16 protein-coding genes are annotated in these 24,354 nt (G+C 29.2%); 6 read left to right on the plus strand and 10 right to left on the minus strand.

Annotated features, from left to right (window positions below; genetic code table 11):
• Positions 1-50: 50 nt before the first annotated feature.
• The 4 genes from ACY2RW_RS08835 to dusB all read left to right on the plus strand — a co-directional run bounded on the left by ACY2RW_RS08835 (position 51) and on the right by dusB (position 9,303).
• Positions 51-1,769: a histidine kinase dimerization/phosphoacceptor domain -containing protein gene (locus ACY2RW_RS08835; RefSeq protein ID WP_490122356.1), complete on the plus strand. Its 1,719-nt coding sequence runs from the start codon at positions 51-53 to the stop codon at positions 1,767-1,769.
• Positions 1,762-2,454, plus strand: a complete 693-nt coding sequence (locus tag ACY2RW_RS08840) for a LytR/AlgR family response regulator transcription factor (RefSeq protein WP_490122357.1) — start codon at positions 1,762-1,764, stop codon at positions 2,452-2,454. The genes ACY2RW_RS08835 and ACY2RW_RS08840 overlap by 8 nt, the downstream gene beginning before the upstream one ends.
• A gap of 278 nt (positions 2,455-2,732) precedes the next feature.
• Entirely contained in the window at positions 2,733-8,219 is a 5,487-nt protein-coding gene (locus ACY2RW_RS08845) for an ELWxxDGT repeat protein (protein WP_490122358.1), read from the plus strand.
• 85 nt (positions 8,220-8,304) lie between these two features.
• The gene (gene dusB, locus ACY2RW_RS08850; protein ID WP_490122359.1) at positions 8,305-9,303 is read left to right on the plus strand and encodes a tRNA dihydrouridine synthase DusB; all 999 of its coding nucleotides are present in this window, start codon (positions 8,305-8,307) and stop codon (positions 9,301-9,303) included.
• Between the two features lie 13 nt (positions 9,304-9,316).
• Here dusB and ACY2RW_RS08855 read toward each other — a convergent pair whose 3' ends face one another.
• The 7 genes from ACY2RW_RS08855 to ACY2RW_RS08885 all read right to left on the minus strand — a co-directional run bounded on the left by ACY2RW_RS08855 (position 9,317) and on the right by ACY2RW_RS08885 (position 18,925).
• On the minus strand, positions 9,317-10,486 hold the full coding sequence (locus ACY2RW_RS08855; protein ID WP_490122360.1) for an ABC transporter permease: 1,170 nt from the start codon (positions 10,484-10,486) through the stop codon (positions 9,317-9,319).
• Positions 10,487-10,525: 39 nt separating this feature from the next.
• Complete coding sequence (rbfA, locus tag ACY2RW_RS08860; protein WP_490122361.1) at positions 10,526-10,921, minus strand: 30S ribosome-binding factor RbfA; 396 nt, start codon at positions 10,919-10,921, stop codon at positions 10,526-10,528.
• Between the two features lie 92 nt (positions 10,922-11,013).
• Positions 11,014-11,307: a FoF1 ATP synthase subunit delta/epsilon gene (locus tag ACY2RW_RS08865; RefSeq protein ID WP_490122362.1), complete on the minus strand. Its 294-nt coding sequence runs from the start codon at positions 11,305-11,307 to the stop codon at positions 11,014-11,016.
• A 77-nt stretch (positions 11,308-11,384) separates the two neighbouring features.
• Positions 11,385-12,893, minus strand: coding sequence for a F0F1 ATP synthase subunit beta (gene atpD / locus ACY2RW_RS08870; RefSeq protein WP_490122363.1), 1,509 nt, complete (start codon positions 12,891-12,893; stop codon positions 11,385-11,387).
• A 177-nt stretch (positions 12,894-13,070) separates the two neighbouring features.
• Positions 13,071-14,426: an OmpA family protein gene (locus ACY2RW_RS08875; RefSeq protein ID WP_490122364.1), complete on the minus strand. Its 1,356-nt coding sequence runs from the start codon at positions 14,424-14,426 to the stop codon at positions 13,071-13,073.
• A 114-nt stretch (positions 14,427-14,540) separates the two neighbouring features.
• Positions 14,541-15,734 carry a glycine C-acetyltransferase gene (gene kbl, locus ACY2RW_RS08880; protein ID WP_490122365.1) on the minus strand — a complete coding sequence of 398 codons (1,194 nt, stop codon included), beginning with the start codon at positions 15,732-15,734 and terminating at the stop codon, positions 14,541-14,543.
• A 35-nt stretch (positions 15,735-15,769) separates the two neighbouring features.
• A complete protein-coding gene (locus tag ACY2RW_RS08885) occupies positions 15,770-18,925 on the minus strand; it encodes a UvrD-helicase domain-containing protein (protein WP_490122366.1) in 3,156 nt (1,051 codons plus the stop codon).
• Positions 18,926-19,016: 91 nt separating this feature from the next.
• On the opposite strand from ACY2RW_RS08885, the gene ACY2RW_RS08890 reads away from it, so the two are divergent.
• On the plus strand, positions 19,017-19,802 hold the full coding sequence (locus tag ACY2RW_RS08890; RefSeq protein ID WP_490122367.1) for a hypothetical protein: 786 nt from the start codon (positions 19,017-19,019) through the stop codon (positions 19,800-19,802).
• A gap of 23 nt (positions 19,803-19,825) precedes the next feature.
• On the opposite strand, the gene ACY2RW_RS08895 is transcribed toward ACY2RW_RS08890, so the two are convergent.
• Complete coding sequence (locus tag ACY2RW_RS08895) at positions 19,826-20,662, minus strand: ZIP family metal transporter (protein ID WP_490122368.1); 837 nt, start codon at positions 20,660-20,662, stop codon at positions 19,826-19,828.
• Positions 20,659-21,315 carry a metal-dependent transcriptional regulator gene (locus ACY2RW_RS08900; protein WP_490122369.1) on the minus strand — a complete coding sequence of 219 codons (657 nt, stop codon included), beginning with the start codon at positions 21,313-21,315 and terminating at the stop codon, positions 20,659-20,661. The genes ACY2RW_RS08895 and ACY2RW_RS08900 overlap by 4 nt, the downstream gene beginning before the upstream one ends.
• Before the next feature lie 102 nt (positions 21,316-21,417).
• On the opposite strand from ACY2RW_RS08900, the gene ACY2RW_RS08905 reads away from it, so the two are divergent.
• On the plus strand, positions 21,418-23,658 hold the full coding sequence (locus ACY2RW_RS08905) for a TonB-dependent receptor (protein ID WP_490122370.1): 2,241 nt from the start codon (positions 21,418-21,420) through the stop codon (positions 23,656-23,658).
• 8 nt (positions 23,659-23,666) lie between these two features.
• Here ACY2RW_RS08905 and ACY2RW_RS08910 read toward each other — a convergent pair whose 3' ends face one another.
• Positions 23,667-24,245, minus strand: a complete 579-nt coding sequence (locus tag ACY2RW_RS08910; protein ID WP_490122371.1) for a hypothetical protein — start codon at positions 24,243-24,245, stop codon at positions 23,667-23,669.
• Positions 24,246-24,354: the final 109 nt, after the last annotated feature.

The raw sequence follows: 24,354 nt of genomic DNA on the forward strand, positions 1-24,354 counted from the left end.
TCTTAATATTAGTTAAGATTTTTTAAATTAGATTTCATAAGCTGTTTATTTTGAAATCATTAAACCTATCTATTCTTTTTGTTTTTTCTTTTTTATCTGTTGCAATTTATTCTCAGCAAAAAAAAGTTGATTCTATTGCAAGATTCTTAGCTGGTAAAGCATGGAGCTTTTATGGTACTCAAAATGATAGTTGTCTACATTATGCTAATAAGGGTATAGAATACTCAAGGAAAAATAATTCTAAAAAAGGAGAAGTTTTAAATTTAGAAGTAAAAGGAGTTTATTTAGAAGAGGTAAAAAACAATTATTCTGAGGCATCAAAATATTACTACAATGCAATTGAAATTGCTGAAGAGCATTACATAAATTATATATCTCCATTATACAATAATTTGTGTATTATGTATATTGCTACTAAAGATTATGAAAAAGCAGAAGTTTACGGTAAAAAAGCAGTAGAAAACACAAGGTATATTAAAGATAGTAGAGGTGAAGCAAAAGCCTATGTAAATTTGGGAATTGCTCAAAGTCTGTTAAAAAAATATAATGAAGCAGATAAAACTTTTCAATACTTTTTATCGCTTAAAGTTTTAACACAATTTGAAAGAAATATTGCCTACCTAAGAATCGCAAAAAATTATAAAGAGCAGGGATATTATAAAAAAGCTCAACCATTACTTTTAAAAGTAGTTGCACTTGATTCATTAAAAGGTCAAAGAGATTATAATTTAGATTATAATCAACTTATTGAAAATTTAATGAAGTTAAATGATAAAGTTGCTGTAACAAAATATCTAACACCCTACAAAGAAAGTTTTAAAAATGAAAAAAGTTTAGAATACTTAGATGCTTTTTATGAAACTATGGTAAAGGTTTCTATATTCTTAGGCAACTCTAAAGATGCTCTTTATTATCAAAACAAATCAATTAAACTTAAAGATTCTTTAAACACAAAAAAATACAATAAACAAATTGCCGAACTCGAAACCCAATACCAAACCAAAAAGAAGGAAGAACAAATTGTAGAAGAACAAAACAAAAAGAAATTATGGAGCTATATTTCTATTGCTGCCTTTGTAATATTAATTGTTGTGGCTATTCTGCTCTATAAAAATAGCCAAAAAAGAAAACAATTAAGAGCCAACAAAATTGAGTTGGAAAAACTACTCAATCAAAGAAACATGTTGTTAAAAGAAACACACCATCGTGGAAAAAACAGTTTTCAAATGGTGAGTAGTTTACTACAACTACAAGCACAAGGTAGTGAAGCAGAAGTTGCAGTTACTGCTTTAGACAATGCTGTGCAAAGAGTAAATTCTATGATTGTTTTGCATCAACAATTGTATGCTAAAGATAATTTATTGGGTATTGATTTAAAGGTTTATATCAATGATTTAATTAACGAAATAATGAGTTCTTACGCATCAGAAAATATCAATTTTAATGCAATTGTAGTTTCTACAATTTTAGATATTGACACTGCAACTTCCATTGGTTTATTGGTAAATGAACTGGCTACCAATTCTATAAAATATGCTTGGAATAAAAACAACTCTAATAGAATTATCAGTTTAAACATTAAAGAGAAAGATGATGAAATTCAATTTATAATGTTTGATAATGGAACATCAAAAAAGACAAAAAACACTCAACAAAATTATGGCTCTGAATTGATTGAAATTTTAATTGAACGTTTAGATGCTATAAAATTATCATCATCAGAAAATGATTTTGGTATGCACTTAAAATTTAAAAAACAAAATGGCTAAACATCGATTTTTAATTATTGAAGATGACCCATTTATTTCTAGAACGATTAAAAAAACACTGGAAAAAAATGATGTGGAAGTTGTTGGTATTGCCAAAGATTTTCCTACAGCTATTCAATTATTAGAAATTACAAAACCTGACTTATGTTTGGTAGATATTCAACTAAAAGGTGATTTTGATGGTGTTGTTTTTGCTAAAGAATTGGATAAAATTCACTTGCCTTATTTTTATCTAACTGCACAAACAGACCCTCTAACACTAAGTGAAGTTGGTAAAACAAAACCTTTAGGGTACTTGGTTAAGCCTTTTACAGCATCTGGTTTGTGGAGTAGTATTTCTGTAGTTTGGAATAAATATTTAAGCGAAAAAGACAATATACTTTCTGTAAAATCTGATGGTTATATGTATAGAATTCCAGAAAATGATATTTTATATTTAGAAGCCTATGATAATTACTGCTATATTCATATAGAACCAAAAAAAATATTGGTACCTCATACATTAAAAAAAGTAAGAGAGCAGTTAAAAAGTAATCACTTTTTTATACCTCACAGAAGTTACTGTGTAAATACCAATAAAATTACTGATATTGGTAAAAAAACCATTCACTTAAACTCCATAGAAATTTCTTTGAGTGAAGCTAGAAGATCTCAACTCTTAGAAGTTATTAAAAATATTGATTAACTAAATGTATCAATAAAAATTTTTGAGTTTTTTTGCTCAAAACAAAACCTTACTTAAAATTAAAGATTTGAGTAAGGTTTTTTGTTTTTAAAAATATAAAAATCTGATTTACTGGTTTTTATATTTAATTCCTGTTTTCTATTTCACTAAAAAAACACCCTGTTTCACTAAAGATTTATCAATTAAAGCAGTAAGCTCAACTAAATTTGAATGAGTAAAAAACTTGCTTTTGATTATTTAAAAAAAATCACAATTTATTAATTAAAAATATAGAAATTATGAAAACAAAAAATTACATTTTAATATTTTGCTTTTTTACAGCAAATATATTCGGGCAACAAGTTGAGTTGGTTAAAGATATTAGTGTAGATGCCTTTAATAAAAATGGTTATCCTTACAACATCACAGAATTTAATGAAAAACTTTATTTTTCTGCTGATGATAAAATTAATGGTCGTGAACTATGGATTAGTAATGGTACAACAGGACAAACAAGACTTTTAAAAGACATTAATCCTGGAGAAAATGGTTCAAGTCCAAGAAGGTTTACATCTTATAATGGAAAAGTGTATTTTACTGCATACAGTAATCAGCTTTGGCAAACAGATGGCACAACAGAAGGTACAATATTAGTAAAAGAAATTGAAGGTGGTAATTTTGGAAATCAGAACACTTTTACAGTCTTTAATAACTTACTTTTTTTTACTGCTGATGATATTATAAATGGTTATGAATTATGGGTAAGTAATGGAACTACAGAAGGCACAATGATATTTAAAGATATAAATCTAGAAGAATCTAGTGCTTCAAACCCAAATATTTTATCTGAAGGTTCTAATCCATCTAGTTTAATTGTGTACAATAATAAACTTTATTTTTCTGCTGATGATGGAATTAATGGAAGAGAACTATGGGAAAGTGATGGAACAGAAAATGGAACTAATTTAGCTGTTGATATTAGAAATGGTAGCAGTAGCTCAAGCCCATCAAGTTTAACTATTTACAACAACCAATTATATTTCTCTGCTTCTGAAGGAACTCATGGAGCAGAATTATGGAAAAGTGATGGAACTACAAATGGAACAGAATTGGTAAAAGATATTAATTTAGGTAGCTCAAGTTCGATACCAGGCTTTACAGATGGCGTAAATACTGGAGGAACTAAGTTTAATGAAATGGTAGTTCTAAACAACAAATTATACTTTACTGCTAAAGTTGATTATAGTTCTTCTAATACAATAGGTATTGAACTTTGGGAAACTGATGGAACTGCAAGTGGAACTAAACTTGTAAAAGATATATTTGAAGGTTTTTCTGGGTCTAATCCTGTTTACCTAACCCAGTTTAATAATAAAATCTATTTTAGCGCAACAATAGGCTTTAATAATGGTTTAAGATTAAAATATTTATGGGAAAGTGATGGTACTGAAATAGGTACTAAAGAAGTAAAAGATATAAATAACAATTCAATTAGAACACCACAATTCATTACACCATTTAATAATAAACTATTTTTTGCTGCTTTTGATGAAAGTTTAGGAAATGAACTTTTTTCTTTTGCTCCAGAACCAACCAAAAATCAAAACACTACAAACATTCCAGACAACGCTTTTGAGCAATATTTAATAGACCAAAATTTAGATGATGTGTTAGATGACCAAGTATTAACAGCAAACATCAACACATTAACCACATTAAATTTAAGTAATTTAGGTATTGAAGATTTAACAGGTATTGAGGGTTTTGCAGCATTACAAGAATTAATTTTAGATGGTAATACAGCATTAACTACTTTCGATTTAAGCAACAATGCTAACTTAACTAAACTATCTTTAAATAATATGGGGTTAAATCAATTTGATACTTTTAATTATAGTTTTTTACAGGAATTAAGCATTAACAATAACAATTTAACAAATTTAGATACAAGTGCTCTTTATCAAATTACACATTTAGACGTTAGTCACAACCAACTTACAACTTTTGAAGCATCTTTTTTAAATCAACTTCAAGAATTTACAGGAAATCACAATGCATTTACGCAACTAAATTTTGCGGGTTTAATGAGTATAACAAAAATTATAGTAAATAATAATGCTCTTGAAAGTTTAAATATTAAAACAGGTAACTCTCAAAATATTACTCAATTTAATGCTACAAACAACCCAAATTTAACTTGTATAGAGGTAGATGATGCAACTTATGCAACAACCAATTTTACAAATATTGACGCACAAACCAATTTTAGCCAAAACTGTTCTGCATCAGCTACTACCTATGTTCCAGATGATGCCTTTGAACAATATTTGATTGATCAAGGTTATGATACTGCACCTTTAGATGATTATGTACCAACAGTAAATATTAATACTGTTACTCAAGTTTTTGTTGCTAATAAAGGCATACAAAGTTTAGAAGGCATTCAAGATTTTACTGCTTTACAAGAACTGAACTGTTCTAACAATTCTATAACTCGTTTAGATGTAAGTAACCTTGAAAATATTTCTAGTATAGATGTTAGAAATAATAATTTAAACGAGCTTAAATTGAAAGTAGGTAATATACAATTATTCCATTCTACAGGAAATACAAACTTAACTTGTATAGAAGTAGATAATTTAGCAGCTACCAATAATTTCGCTTTTTCTGGCAATCCAGATTTTAGTAAAGATAGTCAAAGCTCTTTTTCAGAAAATTGTGGTAGCCTTTACACTTATGTGCCAGATGATAATTTTGAGCAAGCACTAAAAGATTTTGGTTTTGATGATAATGCGCCTTTAGATGATTATGTGCTAACTGCAAATATAAATACTATTGAGTCTATGAATATTGCCAACAGAGCTATATCAGATTTAACTGGTATAGAAGATTTTGAAGCTTTAAAATTTTTAACAGTAAGTAGCAATAATTTAACAACGGTTAATCTTGGGCAAAATTCCAATTTAGAAATAGTAAGTATTAATAATAATAAATTAACTTCTTTAAGTGTAAATACAAACCTTAAGTTAAGAAAACTGATTGCAGGTTTTAATGAATTAACATCTATAAACGTAAATCCTAACCTTATAGAATTAGATGTAAGCAATAATAACTTAGAAACCTTAAACTTAAATGCAAAGCCACAGTTAGAAAAAGTTGTATGCAAGTCTAATAGTAATCTTTCAGAAATTATACTAACAAACTCACCATCTGTTAAAATAATAGATGCCAGCTTTTGTAATCTTTCTGCTATAGATTTATCAAATAAAAATCAACTAGTAACTTTAGATGTAAGCTACAATGCAATAACCAATTTAAATTTAGAGGGATTATTTAAGTTAGAAACTGTGCAATGCAGAAATAACCAAATGGAAACTCTAATATTTAATAACAATACTAATAAGATAAAATCTCTAATTGCTAGAGATAACAATTTAGCCTCTTTAAATTTAAGTAACGCTCCAGAGTTAGAAGAACTTTGGGTAAATGATAATAATTTATCTACCCTAAACCTAAAAAGTGGTGCAGGAAATTTATCAAAATTAACCACATTTACTGCTATAAGAAATGAAAATTTAATCTGTATAGAAGTTGATGATATTGCTTACGCTAGAGAAAATTTAACAAATATTGATAGTCAAACAGGTTTTTATGCAGACTGTAATTTTGGTGCAGAATATGTATACATACCAGATAATATTTTCGAACAAAAATTAATAGACCAAAACCTTGATGATGTTCTAGACAATCACGTGCTAAAAACAAACATACAAACGTTAACTGAATTAAACATTGCTACAGCAAATGGTGATCCAAAAATAGAGGATTTAACAGGTATAGAAGGCTTTACACAACTTAGAAAATTAAGTATGAGTAATAATAATACTGCTACTGTAAACCTTACAAACAATCTGTTTTTAGAAGAGTTTACAGCACAATTTTGTAATATTTCAGATTTAATATTACCTAATTCTCAAAGTTTAAAAAAATTAGATATTCATACTAATACTATTACAAACTTAAATGTAACCAATTATGTAAACTTGTCTTTTTTACAAATAGACACAAATAACATTACCTCAATAAACCTTAGCCAAAATACAGGATTACATTTTTTTAGTGGAAGTAATAATGCTTTAAAAAACTTAGATTTTAGCAACAATACCCAATTAAAAGAATTATATCTTTCATTTACAGGAATTCAAGTACTTGATGTAAGTAGTAATACAAACCTTACACATTTAACTTGTGATAGAAATAATTTAACCACATTAAACATTAGTAATAATACAAAGTTAAAAATACTAAATACAAGTGGTAATCAATTAAATAGTTTAAACACTACTAACAATAGGTTATTAGAAGATTTAAACTGCGAAAGCAACAATTTATCTGTTTTAGATTTAACAACTAATATAAGACTAACAGCATTTAACGTATTAGGTAATAACTTAACTTGCATAAAAGTATTTGATGTAGCCTACGCAAACGCAAATTGGAGCAACAATATAGACAGTACTGCAAGTTTTGGTGATAGTTGTTATACTGCAATACCAGATGCTAACTTTGAGCAAGCCTTAATTGATGCTAAACACGATGATGTTTTAGACGGTTTTATACTAACCTATAATGCAGAAACTATAACGTTTTTAGGCTTAAATTCTAAAAATATTTCAGATTTAACTGGTATAGAATCATTTACAGCTTTAGAATCTTTAAATATTAAAGGAAACAATTTAACCTCAATGGATTTAAGCCAAAATACGCAGCTAAAAACCTTATTTGCAAATGATTTGGAAAATTTAGACAGACTAGACATTTCCAACAACACAAACCTTCAAACTTTTGATGCGTTAGACAATCCAAATTTAACCTGTATTAAAGTTTGGGATGTAAACTATGCAAACAACAATTGGTCAGATAAAATTGATGCTCACACTTCATTTAGTGAAGATTGTAATGAAATTTGGACAGTAGAAGTTGATGAGAAAACAGAAACAATTATCATAACCATCCCTGGAATTGATAAAAACAATGATGGAAAAATTACACTTAGAGAAGCTAAAGAATTTGCTGGTAATTTAGATTTAAGTGATAAAGATATCAAAAATATCAGAGGTTTACAGGCTTTCTCTAACATTAAAAGTCTTAATTTATCTGGAAACAACCTAAATGATTTGAGTGCTTTAACTGGTAAAAAAATAACATTAATTAGTAAAACAACAGGTAAAAAAAGAGAAGTTGAGGCAAAAACATCTGGTTTAGAAACTTTAATCATCAGCAACAATAGTTTTGAAACTTTAAATTTAGAAGAACTTAAAAATTTAAAAGTGATAAATGTAAGCAACAATCCAAATTTGGTTACAATGAGTATAAAAAACAGCAATAACGCAAATATTACTTCTTTTGATGCTACAAACTCACCAAATTTAACTTGTATTATTGTTGATGATAAAAATGCTGTTTACTTAGCCAACTTTAATAAAGATGTTTCTAGCAATTTTGTTGCAAACGAACAAGATTGTAGGCAAACTATACTTTCTACAGATGATGAAATTTTAGAAAAAAAAATTATAATATACCCAAACCCAGTAAAAAATAATTTAAATATAAAAATATCTAAGCAAGTAGAGTTTAATAAAGTTTCTATTGTCAATACAACTGGTAAAATAATTTTGGAAAGCGTGCAAAAATCAATTAATATCTCTCATTTATCTAAAGGATTTTATTTCTTAAAAATTGACACGAATAAAGGTTCTATTTTTAAGAAAATTCTAAAAGATTAAGAAAAATTAATTTATTAGATTTCTAGGAAACCTCTTATGCAAATAAGAGGTTTTTTTTTGCTAAATAATAAAGTATCTTTGCAAAATGGTAAAAATAGACAACATTCAACTTCCTGACTTTCCATTATTGTTAGCTCCAATGGAAGATGTTTCTGACCCTCCATTTAGAGCTCTATGCAAAGAAAATGGTGCAGATGTTGTGTATACAGAATTTATTTCTTCAGAAGGTTTAATTCGTGATGCAGCAAAAAGTGTTATCAAATTAGATATTTACGAAAAAGAAAGACCTGTTGGAATTCAAATTTTTGGTGCCAATCTAGATTCAATGTTAAAAACAATTGAAATTGTAGAAAAATCAAATCCAGATATAATAGATATCAATTTTGGTTGTCCTGTAAAAAAAGTAGTTTCTAAAGGTGCTGGTGCTGGAATTTTAAAAGATATAGATTTAATGGTTTCTTTAACAGAAGCAATGGTAAAACATACCAATTTACCAATTACTGTAAAAACACGTTTGGGTTGGGATCATGATTCTATAAGAATTGTAGAAGTTGCTGAAAGACTCCAAGATGTTGGCTGCAAGGCTATTTCTATTCATGGTAGAACACGTGCCCAAATGTATAAAGGTGATGCAGACTGGAAGCCAATTGCAGAAGTAAAAAACAACCCAAGAATGCACATTCCTGTTTTTGGAAATGGAGATGTTACATCACCAGAAAGAGCCATGGAAATGCGAGACAAATATGGTTTAGATGGTGCTATGATTGGTAGAGCCTCTATTGGTTATCCTTGGTTTTTTAATGAAGTAAAACACTTCTTTAAAACTGGAGAGCATTTACCAAAACCCACAATTTCTGAGAGAACTCAAGTTGCTAGAAGGCATTTACAAATGGCAATTGATTGGAAAGGAGAACGATTAGGAGTTGTAGAAACAAGAAGACATTATACCAATTATTTTAAAGGAATTCCTCATTTTAAAGAATATAGAATGAAAATGGTTACTTCTGATGACCCAAAAGATGTTTTTAATGCTTTTAATGAGGTTGAAGAAAAATTTGGTAACACAATTATTCCTCAAATTTAAGTATTCTTTAAATTTACTTTTCTATAAATTGTTTCGAAATTCTACTACTTGCTATTTTTGATGCGATAAATCCTAGAACTATAATTGTAATAATAACAATTAAAAGATTAGATATTAAAAACTCTACTGGATAAGGTAAACCTGGCACTATCTCAAAAAAACCAAATTGCTTTTGAATTACAACAATAAATATTCCTAAAACAAGGCCAATTACCATTCCAAAAAAGGTTAGTAAAAAACCTTGAATTGTAAATATTTTTTTTATTTGTCTTATAGTAACTCCTAAACTAAATAATGTTTTAAGATTTTGTTTTTTATCAATAATCATCATAATTATGGCACCAATTACATTAAAAAGCGCAATAATTATAATTAAAGTAAATATAAGATAAGACACAAAATTTTCAGTATTAATTACTTTATAATATATTTCATTTAATTGCTCTTTAGTACGAACTTTAAACTTACTTCCTAATTTATTTTGAAGATTTTCAGCTACAATTGCAGCATCGCTATTTTCTGAGAGTTTTAGTTCAATACCAGTTACTTGATTATTTTTATAATTAAGTAGTTTTCTTGCAGATTCAATTTCTACAAACACATATTTATTTTTAAACTGTTCTGTACCAGAATATATACCAACTATTTGAACATTTATTTTACTAAAAGCATTGTTAGGGTTTATAAAACCAGTGCCAGGTTTAGGAATCATTATAGATAAAGGTTCTCCAAAATTTAGTATACTTAAAGATAACTTTCTTGAAATACCTTCTCCAATAACTGCTGTATTTTGGAAATCATTCTGTAACCAAGTTCCTAATTCTATAACAGAGTCTATTTTTGTAATGTTGTTATAGTTTTCTTGAACTCCTTTTATGTATGCAATTTCATTTTTCTCATTGTATTCTAAAAAAACTCTTTCTTCTATAATACTAGAAGTTCCTACAATTGATTTGTTATTTTTTAAAATCTCTTTTAAATCATCAGAATATGTAAAAGATTTTCCTTTTGTTGCCCAAATTTTTATATCTGGGTCAGAAACATCTAATAAATCGTAGCTAAATGTTTTTAAACCAGAAAACCCAGATAGAATTATAAAGAGCGCACAAGAACTAACTATAACTCCAAAAGAAGCAATAATTGTGATAATATTAATAGCATTGGTACTTGTTTTTGTAAACAAATACCTTTTAGCTATGTATAGAGAAAAGTTCAAAAACAGTTATATTTTTTTTCTTTTAGGAAGTATTTCTGGATTTAAAATAGGGTTTTCATCTTTCCCTTTCAAAGAGTTATCTATGCTTTCATTATAGTCTAAAGTATCATCACCAAAAAATAATAATTCTGGCATTCTACGTAATTGATTTCTAGTTCTAGATGCCATTTCATGTCGAATTAAAGAAGTGTTTGACTGTACTCCTTTAATAATTTCATCTCTCTTTTCTGAAGGAAAAACACTCAAATATACTTTTGCAATTCCCAAATCTGAAGTTACATGTACTTTAGAAACTGAAATGATAACCCCTTTCATTCCATCTTGTGCTGCTTTTTGCAAAACATCTACCAAGTCTTTCTGTAAAACACCTGCTATTTTTCGTTGTCTATTCGTTTCTTCCATAGTGTAAATTTACAATTTTTTGTTTGTTGATAAACAAAAAAATCTCAAAGCGTTATTTACACTTTGAGATTTTATATAATATATATTAATTTTTAATCTGCTAAAATAATTGCCTTGTTATCATTTAATTCTAATGTACCTGAATTAATTGTTAACGTTAAAATTTTATCATCAGCTTCATCTGGAACTAATTTGCCATGTAAATCATCTAATTCTATCTTAGCTTGAGAATGAATATGAATCTTTATTGTTCCTTCTTTTAAATTAGAAACAACTGGTGCGTGATTATTTAGCATTTGAAACTCTCCATTTACTCCAGGCACTGATAAAGAATCAATCTCTGATGAAAATAAAATAGCTTCTGGTGTTACAATTTCTAAAAACATATTTCTTTTAGTTTACAGTTCCGCAGTTCGCAGTTTTACAGTCTTTATAGACTGGATACTGTTTACTACTAACTATTTTAAGCTTCAGCTAACATTTTTTCTCCAGCATCAATTGCATCTTGAATTGACCCTCTTAAGTTAAATGCAGCTTCAGGATATTTATCTAACTCACCATCCATAATCATATTAAATCCTTTAATAGTGTCTTTAATATCTACTAAAACTCCAGGAATACCTGTAAATTGTTCTGCAACGTGGAAAGGTTGAGATAAGAAACGTTGTACACGTCTTGCTCTGTGAACTACTAATTTATCTTCTTCAGATAATTCTTCCATACCTAAAATTGCGATAATATCTTGTAATTCTTTATAACGTTGTAAAATTTCTTTTACTCTTTGTGCACAATCATAGTGCTCATCACCTAAAATATCTGCGGTTAAAATTCTTGATGTAGAATCTAAAGGATCTACTGCTGGATAAATACCTAACTCAGCAATTTTACGAGATAATACTGTAGTTGCATCTAAGTGCGCAAAAGTTGTTGCTGGTGCTGGATCTGTTAAATCATCTGCAGGTACATAAACGGCTTGTACAGAAGTAATAGAACCTTTTTTAGTTGATGTAATACGCTCTTGCATAGCACCCATTTCTGTTGCTAATGTTGGTTGATAACCTACTGCAGAAGGCATACGTCCTAAAAGTGCTGATACCTCAGAACCTGCTTGTGTAAATCTAAAAATATTATCTACAAAGAAAAGTACATCTTTTCCTTGTGCTTCTCCAGCTCCATCTCTAAAATATTCTGCTATTGTTAATCCTGATAATGCAACTCTTGCACGTGCTCCAGGAGGTTCGTTCATTTGACCAAATACAAAAGTAGCTTTAGAATCTTTCATACCAGATTTATCAACTTTAGATAAGTCCCATCCTCCTTCTTCCATAGAATGCATAAAATCGTCACCGTATTTTATAATTCCAGATTCTAACATTTCACGAAGTAAATCATTTCCTTCACGAGTTCTTTCTCCAACTCCAGCAAACACAGATAAACCACCATGTCCTTTTGCGATATTGTTAATCAACTCTTGAATTAATACTGTCTTACCTACTCCAGCTCCACCAAATAATCCAATTTTACCTCCTTTTGCATAAGGCTCTATTAAATCGATTACTTTGATACCTGTAAATAAAACTTCTGTAGATACTGATAAATCTTCAAATTTAGGTGCAGACCTGTGAATTGGTAAACCGTCTTTACCTTCTTTTTTCAAATTCCCTAAACCGTCAATTGCATCTCCAGTAACGTTAAATAATCGTCCATAAATATCATTACCAATTGGCATTTGAATAGGATTACCTGTTGCTACAACTTCTGTACCTCTACTTAATCCATCAGTAGCGTCCATAGAAATTGTTCTTACTGTATCTTCTCCAATATGCTGTTGAACTTCTAATACTAGAGTAGAACCATCAGCTTTTTTTATTTCTAAAGAATCGTAAATTTTAGGAAGTTCATTTTCAGTATTGAATTCAACATCAATTACTGGTCCAATAATTTGAGAAACTTTACCTGTTATTGTAGACATTGTGTATCTAATTAAGTTATTATTTTAATTCTGAGATTTCTCTCTCATTTTCAGGTTGCAAAGGTAATTTTTTTGATTGAAACTAAAAAAGTTTTTTGTTTAAAAAGTGTAATTATTAAACACAAAAAAAAGCCTCATCAAATGATGAGGCTTTTATGTATAATTTAAATAACTTTATTAGTTAGTTACTTTAATTTCAACTCTTCTGTTGTTAGCCATTCCTGCTCTAGTTTTGTTAGTATCTACTGGAGATCCTTCACCAAAACCTTTAGCTTCTAATCTAGTAGCGTCAATTCCGTTTTTAACTAAGTAATCTCTAACAGCAATTGCTCTTTTGCTAGATAATCTTAAATTTAAAGGAGCTGGACCAGAACTATCTGTATGACCTTCTATAGCAAATGTAGCCTTAGAATTTTTCTTCATAATATCTACTATAGCATTTAATTGCTTAGTAACTCCTGGCTTGAAAGAAGCTCTACCTGAATTAAATAAGATAGATTTAGCTGTAAAGTTAATAACTTCTATATCTTCTTTATTAATTACTTCTTCTGGACAACCATTATTTGAAGCAACACCTGCAACAGATGGACATTTGTCATCTTTATCTAAAACACCATCACCATCAGTATCTGGCCAAGGACAACCTGCATTTGCAGCTGGACCAGCAACATTTGCACATCTATCATCTCTATCTATAACTCCATCACCATCAGTATCAGGACAACCTTTATTAGCTTTTGTTCCTTTAGAGTTAGGACACATATCATCTTTATCTGCAACTCCATCACCATCAGCATCAGGACAACCGTTCATTGCTGCTAAACCAGCAGTATTAGGACAAGCATCATCAGAATCTTTGATTCCATCGCCATCAGCATCAGGACAACCATTAAATTCTTTTAAACCTGCAACATCTGGACATGCATCATCTTTGTCATAAACACCATCTCCGTCAGTATCTTTTCCTCCAAATTTAAATACTAAACTAAGAGCAGTTTGGTAGTGAGAAGCAACTTTATCAGAAAATCCTTTCTTAGTTCCTGTTTGGAAATTTAATCCAACATTATCGTTAAACCAGAAATTAGCTCCAACACCTCCATTAAGCATACCTTCTCCACTTGAGTCAATAGAAGTATAACCACCTCCTAAATATACATAAGGATCAAACCAACCAGTTTCACCAAATAAATAATTTAAGTCATAAGTAGCAACAGCATCAAAAGACCAGTATAAAAAGTCAGAATCATTTTTTGTTGTAAAAGTTTCAATTTTATTTAAAGACCCTGCTAATTGAATACCAAATCCTTTTTCTAAATATTTAGAAGCATAAACTCTAGAAATAGATGGCAGTATGTTCCAATCTTCATTTCCTAATAAATCTTTTACTTGGTCTGTAAAGTTAGAAGTATTATAAATATCTACTACGTTTACACCAAAACCTACAGCCCATGGGTTGTTTTCATCTTGTGCGCTTACGTTACTAACTGTTACCAACGTAAACAAAGCTATCACAGCTAATTTTAATCGTTTCATTATCAAATTTTTAAATTAAAAGTTCGTTATTTTAATTGCAAAAGTAAGTTGTTAAAACTTATCTACAAAGACAAATCTACAAAATATTCGCAAATCTGCAAGTTTTTATTAGTTCTAAATAATATTTAATTCTTTTCCAACTTCTTTAAAAGCTGAAATTGCTTTATCTAAATGCTCTTTTGTATGTGCTGCTGACAATTGCACTCTTATTCTTGCTTTTTCTTTTGGTACAACTGGAAAAAAGAAACCAATTACATAAATCCCTTTTGCTAACAGTCTGTTTGCCATTGTCTGAGATAATTTAGCATCATACAACATTACTGGAACAATAGCTGCATCTGCGCCTACCAAATCAAAACCTGCTTTTTTCATCTCTGTTCTAAAATAATTGGTATTCCATTCTAATATATCTCTTAATGAAGTATCATTGGAGATTAATTCGAAAACTTTTAAGGCACCTCCAACTAAAGCTGGTGCTAATGAGTTTGAAAATAAATAAGGACGTGAACGTTGTCGTAAGATTTCTATAATTTCTTTTTTCCCTGTGGTATAACCACCCATTGCTCCTCCTAAGGCTTTACCTAAAGTTCCTGTGACAATGTCTACTCTATCCATTACATTCTTTAACTCTACTGTTCCTCTTCCTGTTTTTCCAATAAATCCTGTTGCATGACACTCGTCAACCATTACCAAAGCATCGTACTTATCTGCTAAATCACAAATTTCATCGAGCTTAGCTACAATACCATCCATAGAAAAAACACCATCTGTAACAATTATTTTAAAACGATGGTTTTGTTTGTTCGCTTCAATTAACTGTTCCTCTAAAGAAACCATGTCATTATTATTGTATCTATATCTTGCAGCTTTACACAAACGAACTCCATCTATAATAGAAGCGTGATTTAAACTATCAGAAATTATGGCATCTTCTTTTGTTAGTAAAGGCTCAAAAACACCTCCATTTGCATCAAAAGCTGCTGCATATAAAATAGTGTCTTCTGTGGTATAAAAATCTGCAATCTTTTTTTCTAATTGTTTATGAATATCTTGTGTACCACAAATAAAACGTACTGAAGACATTCCAAAACCATGAGAATCCATCGTGTCTTTTGCAGCTTGAATTACCTCTGGATGATTTGACAACCCTAAATAATTATTCGCACAAAAGTTAATCACTTCTTCTCCTGTAGAAATTTTTATCACTGCATCTTGTGAAGATGTGATAATTCTTTCTGACTTATATAAACCAGCATCTTTAATTTCCTGTAGCTCCTTTTTTAAAGTATCCTTAATTTTTCCGTACATTTTTTATCTATTTAAGAAAAACAAAGTTACGAAGTTTATTTTTTTGTTGATACTTCAACAACATCAATTTTATCATTAATATATATGAGTAGTTTTTTATCAACCTTACAATTCATCGATTTTAATACGCGTTCGTACTTTAATAATTGCTGATGATGTTCTGTGGATGGATTTCCAGTTTTATAATCTATAATTGATACTGAACGCATCGTAAAAACCAATCTATCTGGAATCATAATTTGGTTGTCAACATCTACAATTTCTCTCTCATTATATATAATGACATCTTTTTGATAAAACTGTTTTAATTGAGGATGATTTACAACTTGATGTATTTGCTCTTTTATTAACATTGATTGATTATCATCTATAAAACCTTGCTGATGATATTGTTCTACAACTTTATTAATGTCTTTTTCAGTATTAATCTTTGCAAACATTTCGTGTAAAAGATTCCCAAAATCAATGGCTTTACCTTGTTCTGTATTCCATAATTTAGATGCACTTGCCAATAAAACAATATTGTGTTCTTGCCAAGGAGCAGAAATAAATTGCTTGTGAATTTCTGCAATAGAACTCTTGTTTTCTTTTTTATTGATTCTATTTTCATCTCCAAAAGAATACTCAAAAATAGCATCTTTCCAGATATTTTTTTCTTTTAAATAGTTGATAAAAACACCAGAATAAAAATTGGTATTTTCTTCTCCTTTTGATGATATTTTATATTCTGTGATAATGTGTAACTGCTCTACAGCTCTTGTAAGCGCAACATATAAAAGATTAAAATTATCTAATTCTAATTCTTCTCTTTGTTGATTGTAAATTTCTAAACCTCTACTACTTACCAATTCTAAACTTTTGCTGTAATCTACCAATAGTTCATTAAAACCATTATATGTTTCTGGCAACTCATTTAACCAAGATTTCGGTTTAATTTGTCTGTAAATCTCAACATCACAAGGAAAAATTACCACAGGAAATTCCAATCCTTTCGATTTGTGAATAGTCATTACTTGCACAGCATTTGCGCTTTCTGGAGCAACAATACTTAATTTGTCTTTCTTCAATTCCCAAAACTCTAAAAACTCACCAACATCAGTTCCTTTTCTTTGTTGTTCTAAGACTACATCTAAAAAAAACTGCACATAAGCATCTGAAGAATTTACCAAATTAAAACCTCTAACAATTTCTTCTATTTTCTCATAAAATGGCAATTGATAAAACATATTGATTTCAAAAGAAATTCCAAAGCTTTTTAAACCCTCAAAAATATTTGCATTTAATGCTTTTGCATAGTTTTTTAAAAATTGATGTTTTGAATCTGGTATTTTTAAATGTTGATGTAAAAAATATAATACTTCAAAACGTGTTTCTTCGTCACTTGGGTTTTGTAAAACCCTTAAAACATTAATAATAAAGTTGACTTTGGCATTGTTTTGCAACAACAACGTTTCCGAAGAAACAATAGCTATATTATGTTCTGACAAATAATTTGCAACTGCAATTCCGTCTTTTTTAGTGCGTGTTAACACACAAATTTCATTTAAAGAAAAATCATTTTTTAGTTGATTGATTTTCTCCAAAACTTTCTTTGGATATCGCAGTTTTTTCTCTTCTTTATCTTTTTCATCTTCCAAAAAAGTGAGCGATACAAATCCGCCTTTTTTTGCATTTTCTTTTTGGGTATTTCCTTCTAAAAACAACTTTTTATATGATTCATTTTGAAGAAAATTTGCTGTATGTTGAAAAAAAGAATTATTAAAATTGACAACCTCAGAAAAACTCCTAAAATTGGTTTCTAAATGCTTAATTTCTTTGCTGATATGAAAAGGATTTTCAATACCTGAACCCAAGTTGATAAACTGTTCTGCTTTTCCTCCACGCCATCTATAAATAGCTTGTTTTCCATCGCCAACCAACAATAAATTGCTATTTTCTTGTGCCAAAGCATTGTCTATTAACGGAATTAAATTTTGCCATTGTAACACAGAAGTATCTTGCATTTCATCAATAAAATAATGTTGAAAACGCTGCCCAATTCTCTCATAAATAAAAGGTGCTGGTTGGTCTTTAATATTGTCTGAAATCAGTTGATTAAACTCAGCATTTAATCTGATATTATTGTCTTCTTTAATGGTTTCTAATTCTGAATTGATATTATTTAAAACCGCTAAAGGAATGATACTTTTTAACGCAATTTTATTAAGTACATACAACGCATATTGCGCATCAAACAATTCTTTTGATTGATAATAATATTGATGAAGCTGTTCTTTTAAATCATCTATGGTATCCTTTGCCAAAGGTGATGTTTTGCCTCCATATAAATTTTTATCAGCTTCTATGTTATTGTGTAAACGACCTTCAAACTTGATGTCTCCATTTTTTAAAAATCGTAATTTTTGATATTTCTGAAAGTGTTTAGGATAATCTCCATAACTAAAATCGGTTTTAGAAAGTCCATTATCATCAATAAAACCTAAAACTTTATCCCCAAAATCTTTAAAATCTTTTTCTATCTGAGAATTTATTTTTTGTAATTTGTTTTTCAGATTAAAAAAATCATCTAATTTTTTATCTGCTAAATTTCTGAAATGCTGCACATCATCTTCATTCAACAAAATTTTAGCAAATTCGTTTAAATCTTTGGCAATGTCCCAAGATTTGTCATCATCAGTTTTATCTAAAGAATAATCGATTAAAAGATTGGTGAGTTTTTTATCAGTACCTATTTTAGAAATCAACACATCTACAGCTTCATTTAACAAGGAAACTGCATCCATTTCTACTTCAAAATTGAGAGACAAACCTAAATCGTACGCAAAATTTTTGATGATTTTGTGTGTAAAACTATCAATAGTGGTAATTGAAAATGCGGAATAATTTTGCAGAATTGCGTCTAATATTTTTCTGCTTCGTTCTTGAATTGTTGTTTTATCTAAAGGCGTTTCTTCAAGAATTTTTGGGTAAATATCAGTAGTGTTTCCCTCAGAAAATGCTTCTAAATTATACAAAACACGTTCTTTCATTTCACCAGCAGCTTTGTTGGTAAATGTGATTGCCAATACTTTCTGAAATGTAAAAATATCTTCAGAAGATAATAAAACTTTAAGGTATTGTTTTACAAGTGTAAAGGTTTTACCACTTCCTGCAGAAGCATTATATACTTGAAAAGTTGAAGGTTGTTGCACAGAACTATTTTTATTGCAAAATAATCATTCTAAAATTATTATTAATTGAGTTTGGAATAATAATTGCAACTCAAAAAACAAAACTAATTTTATGAAAAATACATTTACGCTTATACTTTTCCTTATTTCTATTCAAATTTTTTCATCAAATAATATAATGTGTGCTTCAAACGGACTAACTTTTCTACCTAAACAAAGAGAAATTAGTTTAAACTCTATGTTTATTATTGAAGGTTATGCAATGAGTCAAAAAACTATTGATAGCTTTAAAAACAGAAAAGTTTATTTAGAAAACAAAAAAGGAGAAACTGTAGATTTAATTTTATTAACAATACATAAAGGGCAGATGAGTTTAAAACAGGCAATTTTTAAACTTAAAAATGAATTACAACCAAATTCTAAATATTATTTAAAAATATCAAACCTTACAGAATTAGAAAAAATGGATTTCACGAATTGGAATTCTGAAACAGGAAAAAGAGAACCAATTTTTTGGCAGACTACAAATAAGAAACAAAGTAATTTTCTAAATAATGATTTAGAAATAGACTTTAAGAAAACTGAAGTTATTTTTTATGGTTGTGGACCATCAGCAAACGCAATTTTCAAAGTAAAAAACAAGAGAGAAAATGAAATTTGGTTTAAAACAGAAGTTGTTAACTTAGAAACCAATGAGAAAAACACGTACATTATTAGAGAGTGGAACAAAAGTTTAAATGTTGGACATGGAATGTGTTCTGGTGCATTTACTTTTAATGGAAAAGGGAAGTATAAAGTTAGATTTACACCTATGAATACAGATGGAAAAATGAATAAAACTTCAAAATGGATTAGTTTTAATAATCCGTATATGAATCAAAAAGGACTTGGGTTTTAGTACTTATATAAACACATTGTGTTTTATCCCAAACCAACATCCAAAGACATCATTACAATAAAACCACCAATAAACCCGAGTGTGGCAATATCTGTATATTTATCTCTTTGCGTTTCTGGGATTACTTCTTCTACAACTACAAAAATCATTGCACCTGCTGCAAAAGCCAAAGCATAAGGCAAAATTGGAGTAAAAAATGAAACTGCCAAAGCTCCTAAAACTGCTGCAATAGGTTCTACAATTGCAGATAATTGTCCATACCAAAAACTTTTTAATCTACTAACACCCTGTCTTCTTAAAGGCATTGCCACTGCAAAACCTTCTGGGAAATTCTGTATTCCAATACCAATTGCTAAAGAAATTGCAGCAATAATCATTTCTGTTTGCTCAACACCCACTAAAGTAGATGCAGCACCAAATAAAACACCTACTGCTAACCCTTCTGGAATATTATGTAATGTTATTGCTAAAACTAACAATGTAGTTTTGTGCCACTCCGTTTTTACACCTTCTTTTTCATTTTCCTTAAAATTAATATGTAAGTGAGGTAAAATTTTGTCCATTCCAAAAAGTGCTAAAGCACCTAAACCAAAGCCAATTGCAGATGGCAAAACTTTTACAAAACCTTCTCCAGGAGAATTATCTATGGCTGGCGCTAATAAACTCCAAAAACTTGCAGCTACCATAACTCCACCAGTAAAACCTAACATTCCGTCTAAAACAGCTCTGTTTGCTTTCTTAAAAAAGAAAACCAAAGCTGCACCAGCTGCTGTTAATCCCCAAGTAAAAAGTGAAGCGTATAATGCAGCTTGAATTGGATGTTCTTTACCAAAAGCCACTAATTGATCGAATGTACTCATTGCTTTTTAATGTATAAATTGTTCGCTATTTTATTTGAAATTGATAGTTTTTTACCCTCGACTTCTATAGATAAAGAGTCATCAAAATCTTCTTTTTCTAAAACAGTTATTTGTTTTCCTAAAGTGATGCCTTTTTTATCTAAAAACTGTAAAAATTCTGATGATGAATCATCTACTCCTACACAAATTCCTATTTCATTTTTCGATAAAGTAGATAATAAACTTTTATCAATGGTTTTTAAATTTCCATCTTTATCTGGAATAGGATCTCCATGAGGATCATGAGTTGGAAAACCCAACAAAGCATCTAATTGATTGATTAATTTAGGTGATTTTATATGCTCTAACTGTTCTGCGACATCGTGCACTTCATCCCAAGAAAAGTTGAGTTTTTCTACTAAAAAAACCTCCCACAAACGATGTTTTCTAACAATATTGGCTGCTATTTTTTTTCCTAAATCTGTTAATTTAACACCCTTATACTTTTTGTAAACCACTACTTTTTTATCAGATAATTTTTTAATCATATCTGTAACAGAAGAAGCTTTTGTTGTCAATTGTTCTGCAATAGCATTTGTACTGATGCCTTTTTCTGCATCAATTTCTAAATGATAAATTGCTTTTAAATAGTTTTCTTCAGAAAGTGTAAACATCCTAAATAATTTAGACAACAAAGATAAACTTTTTATTTAAATTAAAATTTATTTTTAGACAAGACTAAAAATTTAATTATATTTGTCAAAAATTTAGTAAAAATGAAATTATTGTTTAAGATAGCTTGTATTTTATTTTTTGGGATAAATGCTATTTCAGCTCAAAATAGTATTTCTGGAAAAATAACCTCTGCAGGAGAATTGCTACCTTATGTTAATGTCTATTTAAAGAAAACGAAATTAGGAACTTCAACTAACGAAAACGGGTTTTATCAACTTAAAAACATACCTGATGGAAAATACACATTGGTTGTAAGTTCTATTGGTTTTAAACCAAAATCTATTAAAATTTCATTTTTTGGCGGAAAAACTATCCAAAGAAACTTTACTTTGAATGAAAGCAATTCTTTAGATGAAATTGTGATTTCTGGAACACTAAAACCTGTTACAAAATCTAACAGTCCAGTTCCTGTAGAAGTATATAGCAAAACTTTTTTTAAGAAAAACCCTACTCCTTCTATTTTTGAGTCTTTGCAAAACGTAAATGGTGTTCGTCCACAATTAAATTGTAATGTTTGCAATACTGGAGATATTCATATAAATGGTTTAGAAGGCCCTTATACGTTTGTTTTAATTGATGGAATGCCAATAGTTAGTGGACTTTCTACAGTTTATGGTTTAACTGGAATTCCGCAAGCATTAATAGAACGTGTAGAAGTTGTTAAAGGTCCAGCATCAACACTTTATGGTTCTGAAGCTGTTGGAGGAATTATTAATATCATCACAAAAAAACCTTCAAATGCGCCCATTTTATCAACAGATATTCTAACAAGTTCTTGGGGAGAGGTGAATACGGATGTTGGATTGCGTTATAAATTATCAAAAAAAGCGCAAGGTTTATTGGGTGTCAATTATTTTAATTATCAGAATAGAATTGACAATAATAATGATGGTTTTACAGACTTAACATTGCAAAATAGAATATCTATTTTTAATAAAATTGATATTGATAGAAAAAGCGGAAAAACATTTACTATTGCTGGAAGATATGTTTATGAAGATAGATGGGGAGGAGAATTAGATTGGGAACGTGAATTTAGAGGAACTAATGTAAAATACGGAGAAAGTATTTATACAAACAGATGGGAGGCTTTTGGAACCTATCAGTTACCCACATTAGAAAACATTAACTTTCAGTTTAGTGCAAATGGACATTATCAAGATTCTTTTTACGGAACAGATGCTTATGATGCAAAACAAATCATTGGTTTTGGTCAATTTGTATATAACAGATTATTTAAAGAAAAACACGATTTTACTTTAGGACTCGCTTACAGATATACTTTTTATGATGATAATACTTTTGCAACTTTAGATAGTAATGGAGTTTTAAACCAACCCTCTATTACGCATTTACCTGGTGTTTTTTTACAAGATGAAATTGCTTTGAACAAACAAAACAAATTACTTCTTGGTGCAAGATGGGATTACAATAGTTTACATGGAAGTATTTTTTCGCCAAGAATAAATTACAAATGGAACTCAAAAGATAATTCTGATATTTTTAGAGTAAGTGTTGGTAATGGTTTTAGAGTTGCCAATGTTTTTACAGAAGATCATGCAGCCTTAACTGGTGCAAGAGAAGTTGAGTTTGATGGAGCGTTAAACCCAGAAACGTCATGGAATGCAAATGTGAATTATGTGAAAAAGTTTTATCCTAAAAACTCAATCATTACTTTAGATGCAAGTGCATTTTACACATATTTTAATAATAGAATTTTACCAGATTACGAAACAGATACCAATAAAATTATCTATGCTAATTTAGATGGTTATTCTGTTTCTAAAGGAATTTCTTTAAACACAGATATTTTATTTCTAAACGGATTAAGTATAAATGCTGGAGCAACATTAATGGATGTTTCCATCACAGAAAACAATATAAAAACAAGACAATTACTTACAGAAAGTTTTAGTGGTGTATGGTCTATTTCTTATAAATTTAGAAATAATTTTACTGTAGATTATACTGGAAATGTTTATGGACCAATGCGATTACCTTTACTGGGACCTAAAGATCCAAGAGCAGAATACTCACCATGGTTTAGCATACAAAACATACAATTAAGCAAAAAGTTTAGTAACTCTTGGGAAATTTATGGAGGTATAAAAAACCTATTAAATTTTACTCCTGCTGCAAATAGCATTAATAGCGCTAACAATCCTTTTGATGTTGGGGTTGATACAGAAAAAAAACCAGAATTGGCTTTTGACCCAAGTTACGTGTATGCATCTAATCAAGGAATCCGATTTTTTGCAGGTCTACGTTATACTATTTTTTAGGTCTATTTTTAATTTTTTTGATCCCAAATTCGGCTTTTTCTAGAGTCTTTAATAATAGAACTATTTCCAGAACTTGAAAATGAAAAACGATATATTAAACCAACAGAACCAAAATTATGAGAACGTTGGCTTTGAAATCTTTCTTCATTGTATTTATACATTATTTGCCCATTAAGACCCAATTTATCTGAAATCCAAATTGTTCCACCCACTCCAAAATTTAAAGTTGGTAGTGTTCTCTTTGCTTGAATTATACTTCCTCCTAATAAAATATATGGAGAGATTCTATTGTAAGAAGTTCCAAAATCATATCTAGCTTCTCCATCAAAAGTTGTATATTTTTTTGCTCCATCTAAAGAAGAAGAAATACTAGCAACAAGACTAATGTTTTTAAACAAATACCTTCCAACAGATACTCTTGGAAACTGAGTATTATATCTATAACCAATGGCTGCACCATCTTCTTGAGAATATAAAATAGAACCAGAGCCAAAAGTTATTGCCCATTTATTTTCATTGTTTTGACTTAACATTGTAAGCGTCAAAAAAAAGAAACTAAGAAATAAATAATTAATTTTTTTTTTCATTTTATTAAGGGAGAATAATTTAAACTATTATAAAACTATCGAAAAGCAAATATATTGTATTCTTTAAGAAAACAAAGTAGTTCATACTTTTTCTCTCTTTTTTTTTACA

Source organism: Polaribacter sp. 2305UL8-11 (assembly GCF_058147165.1).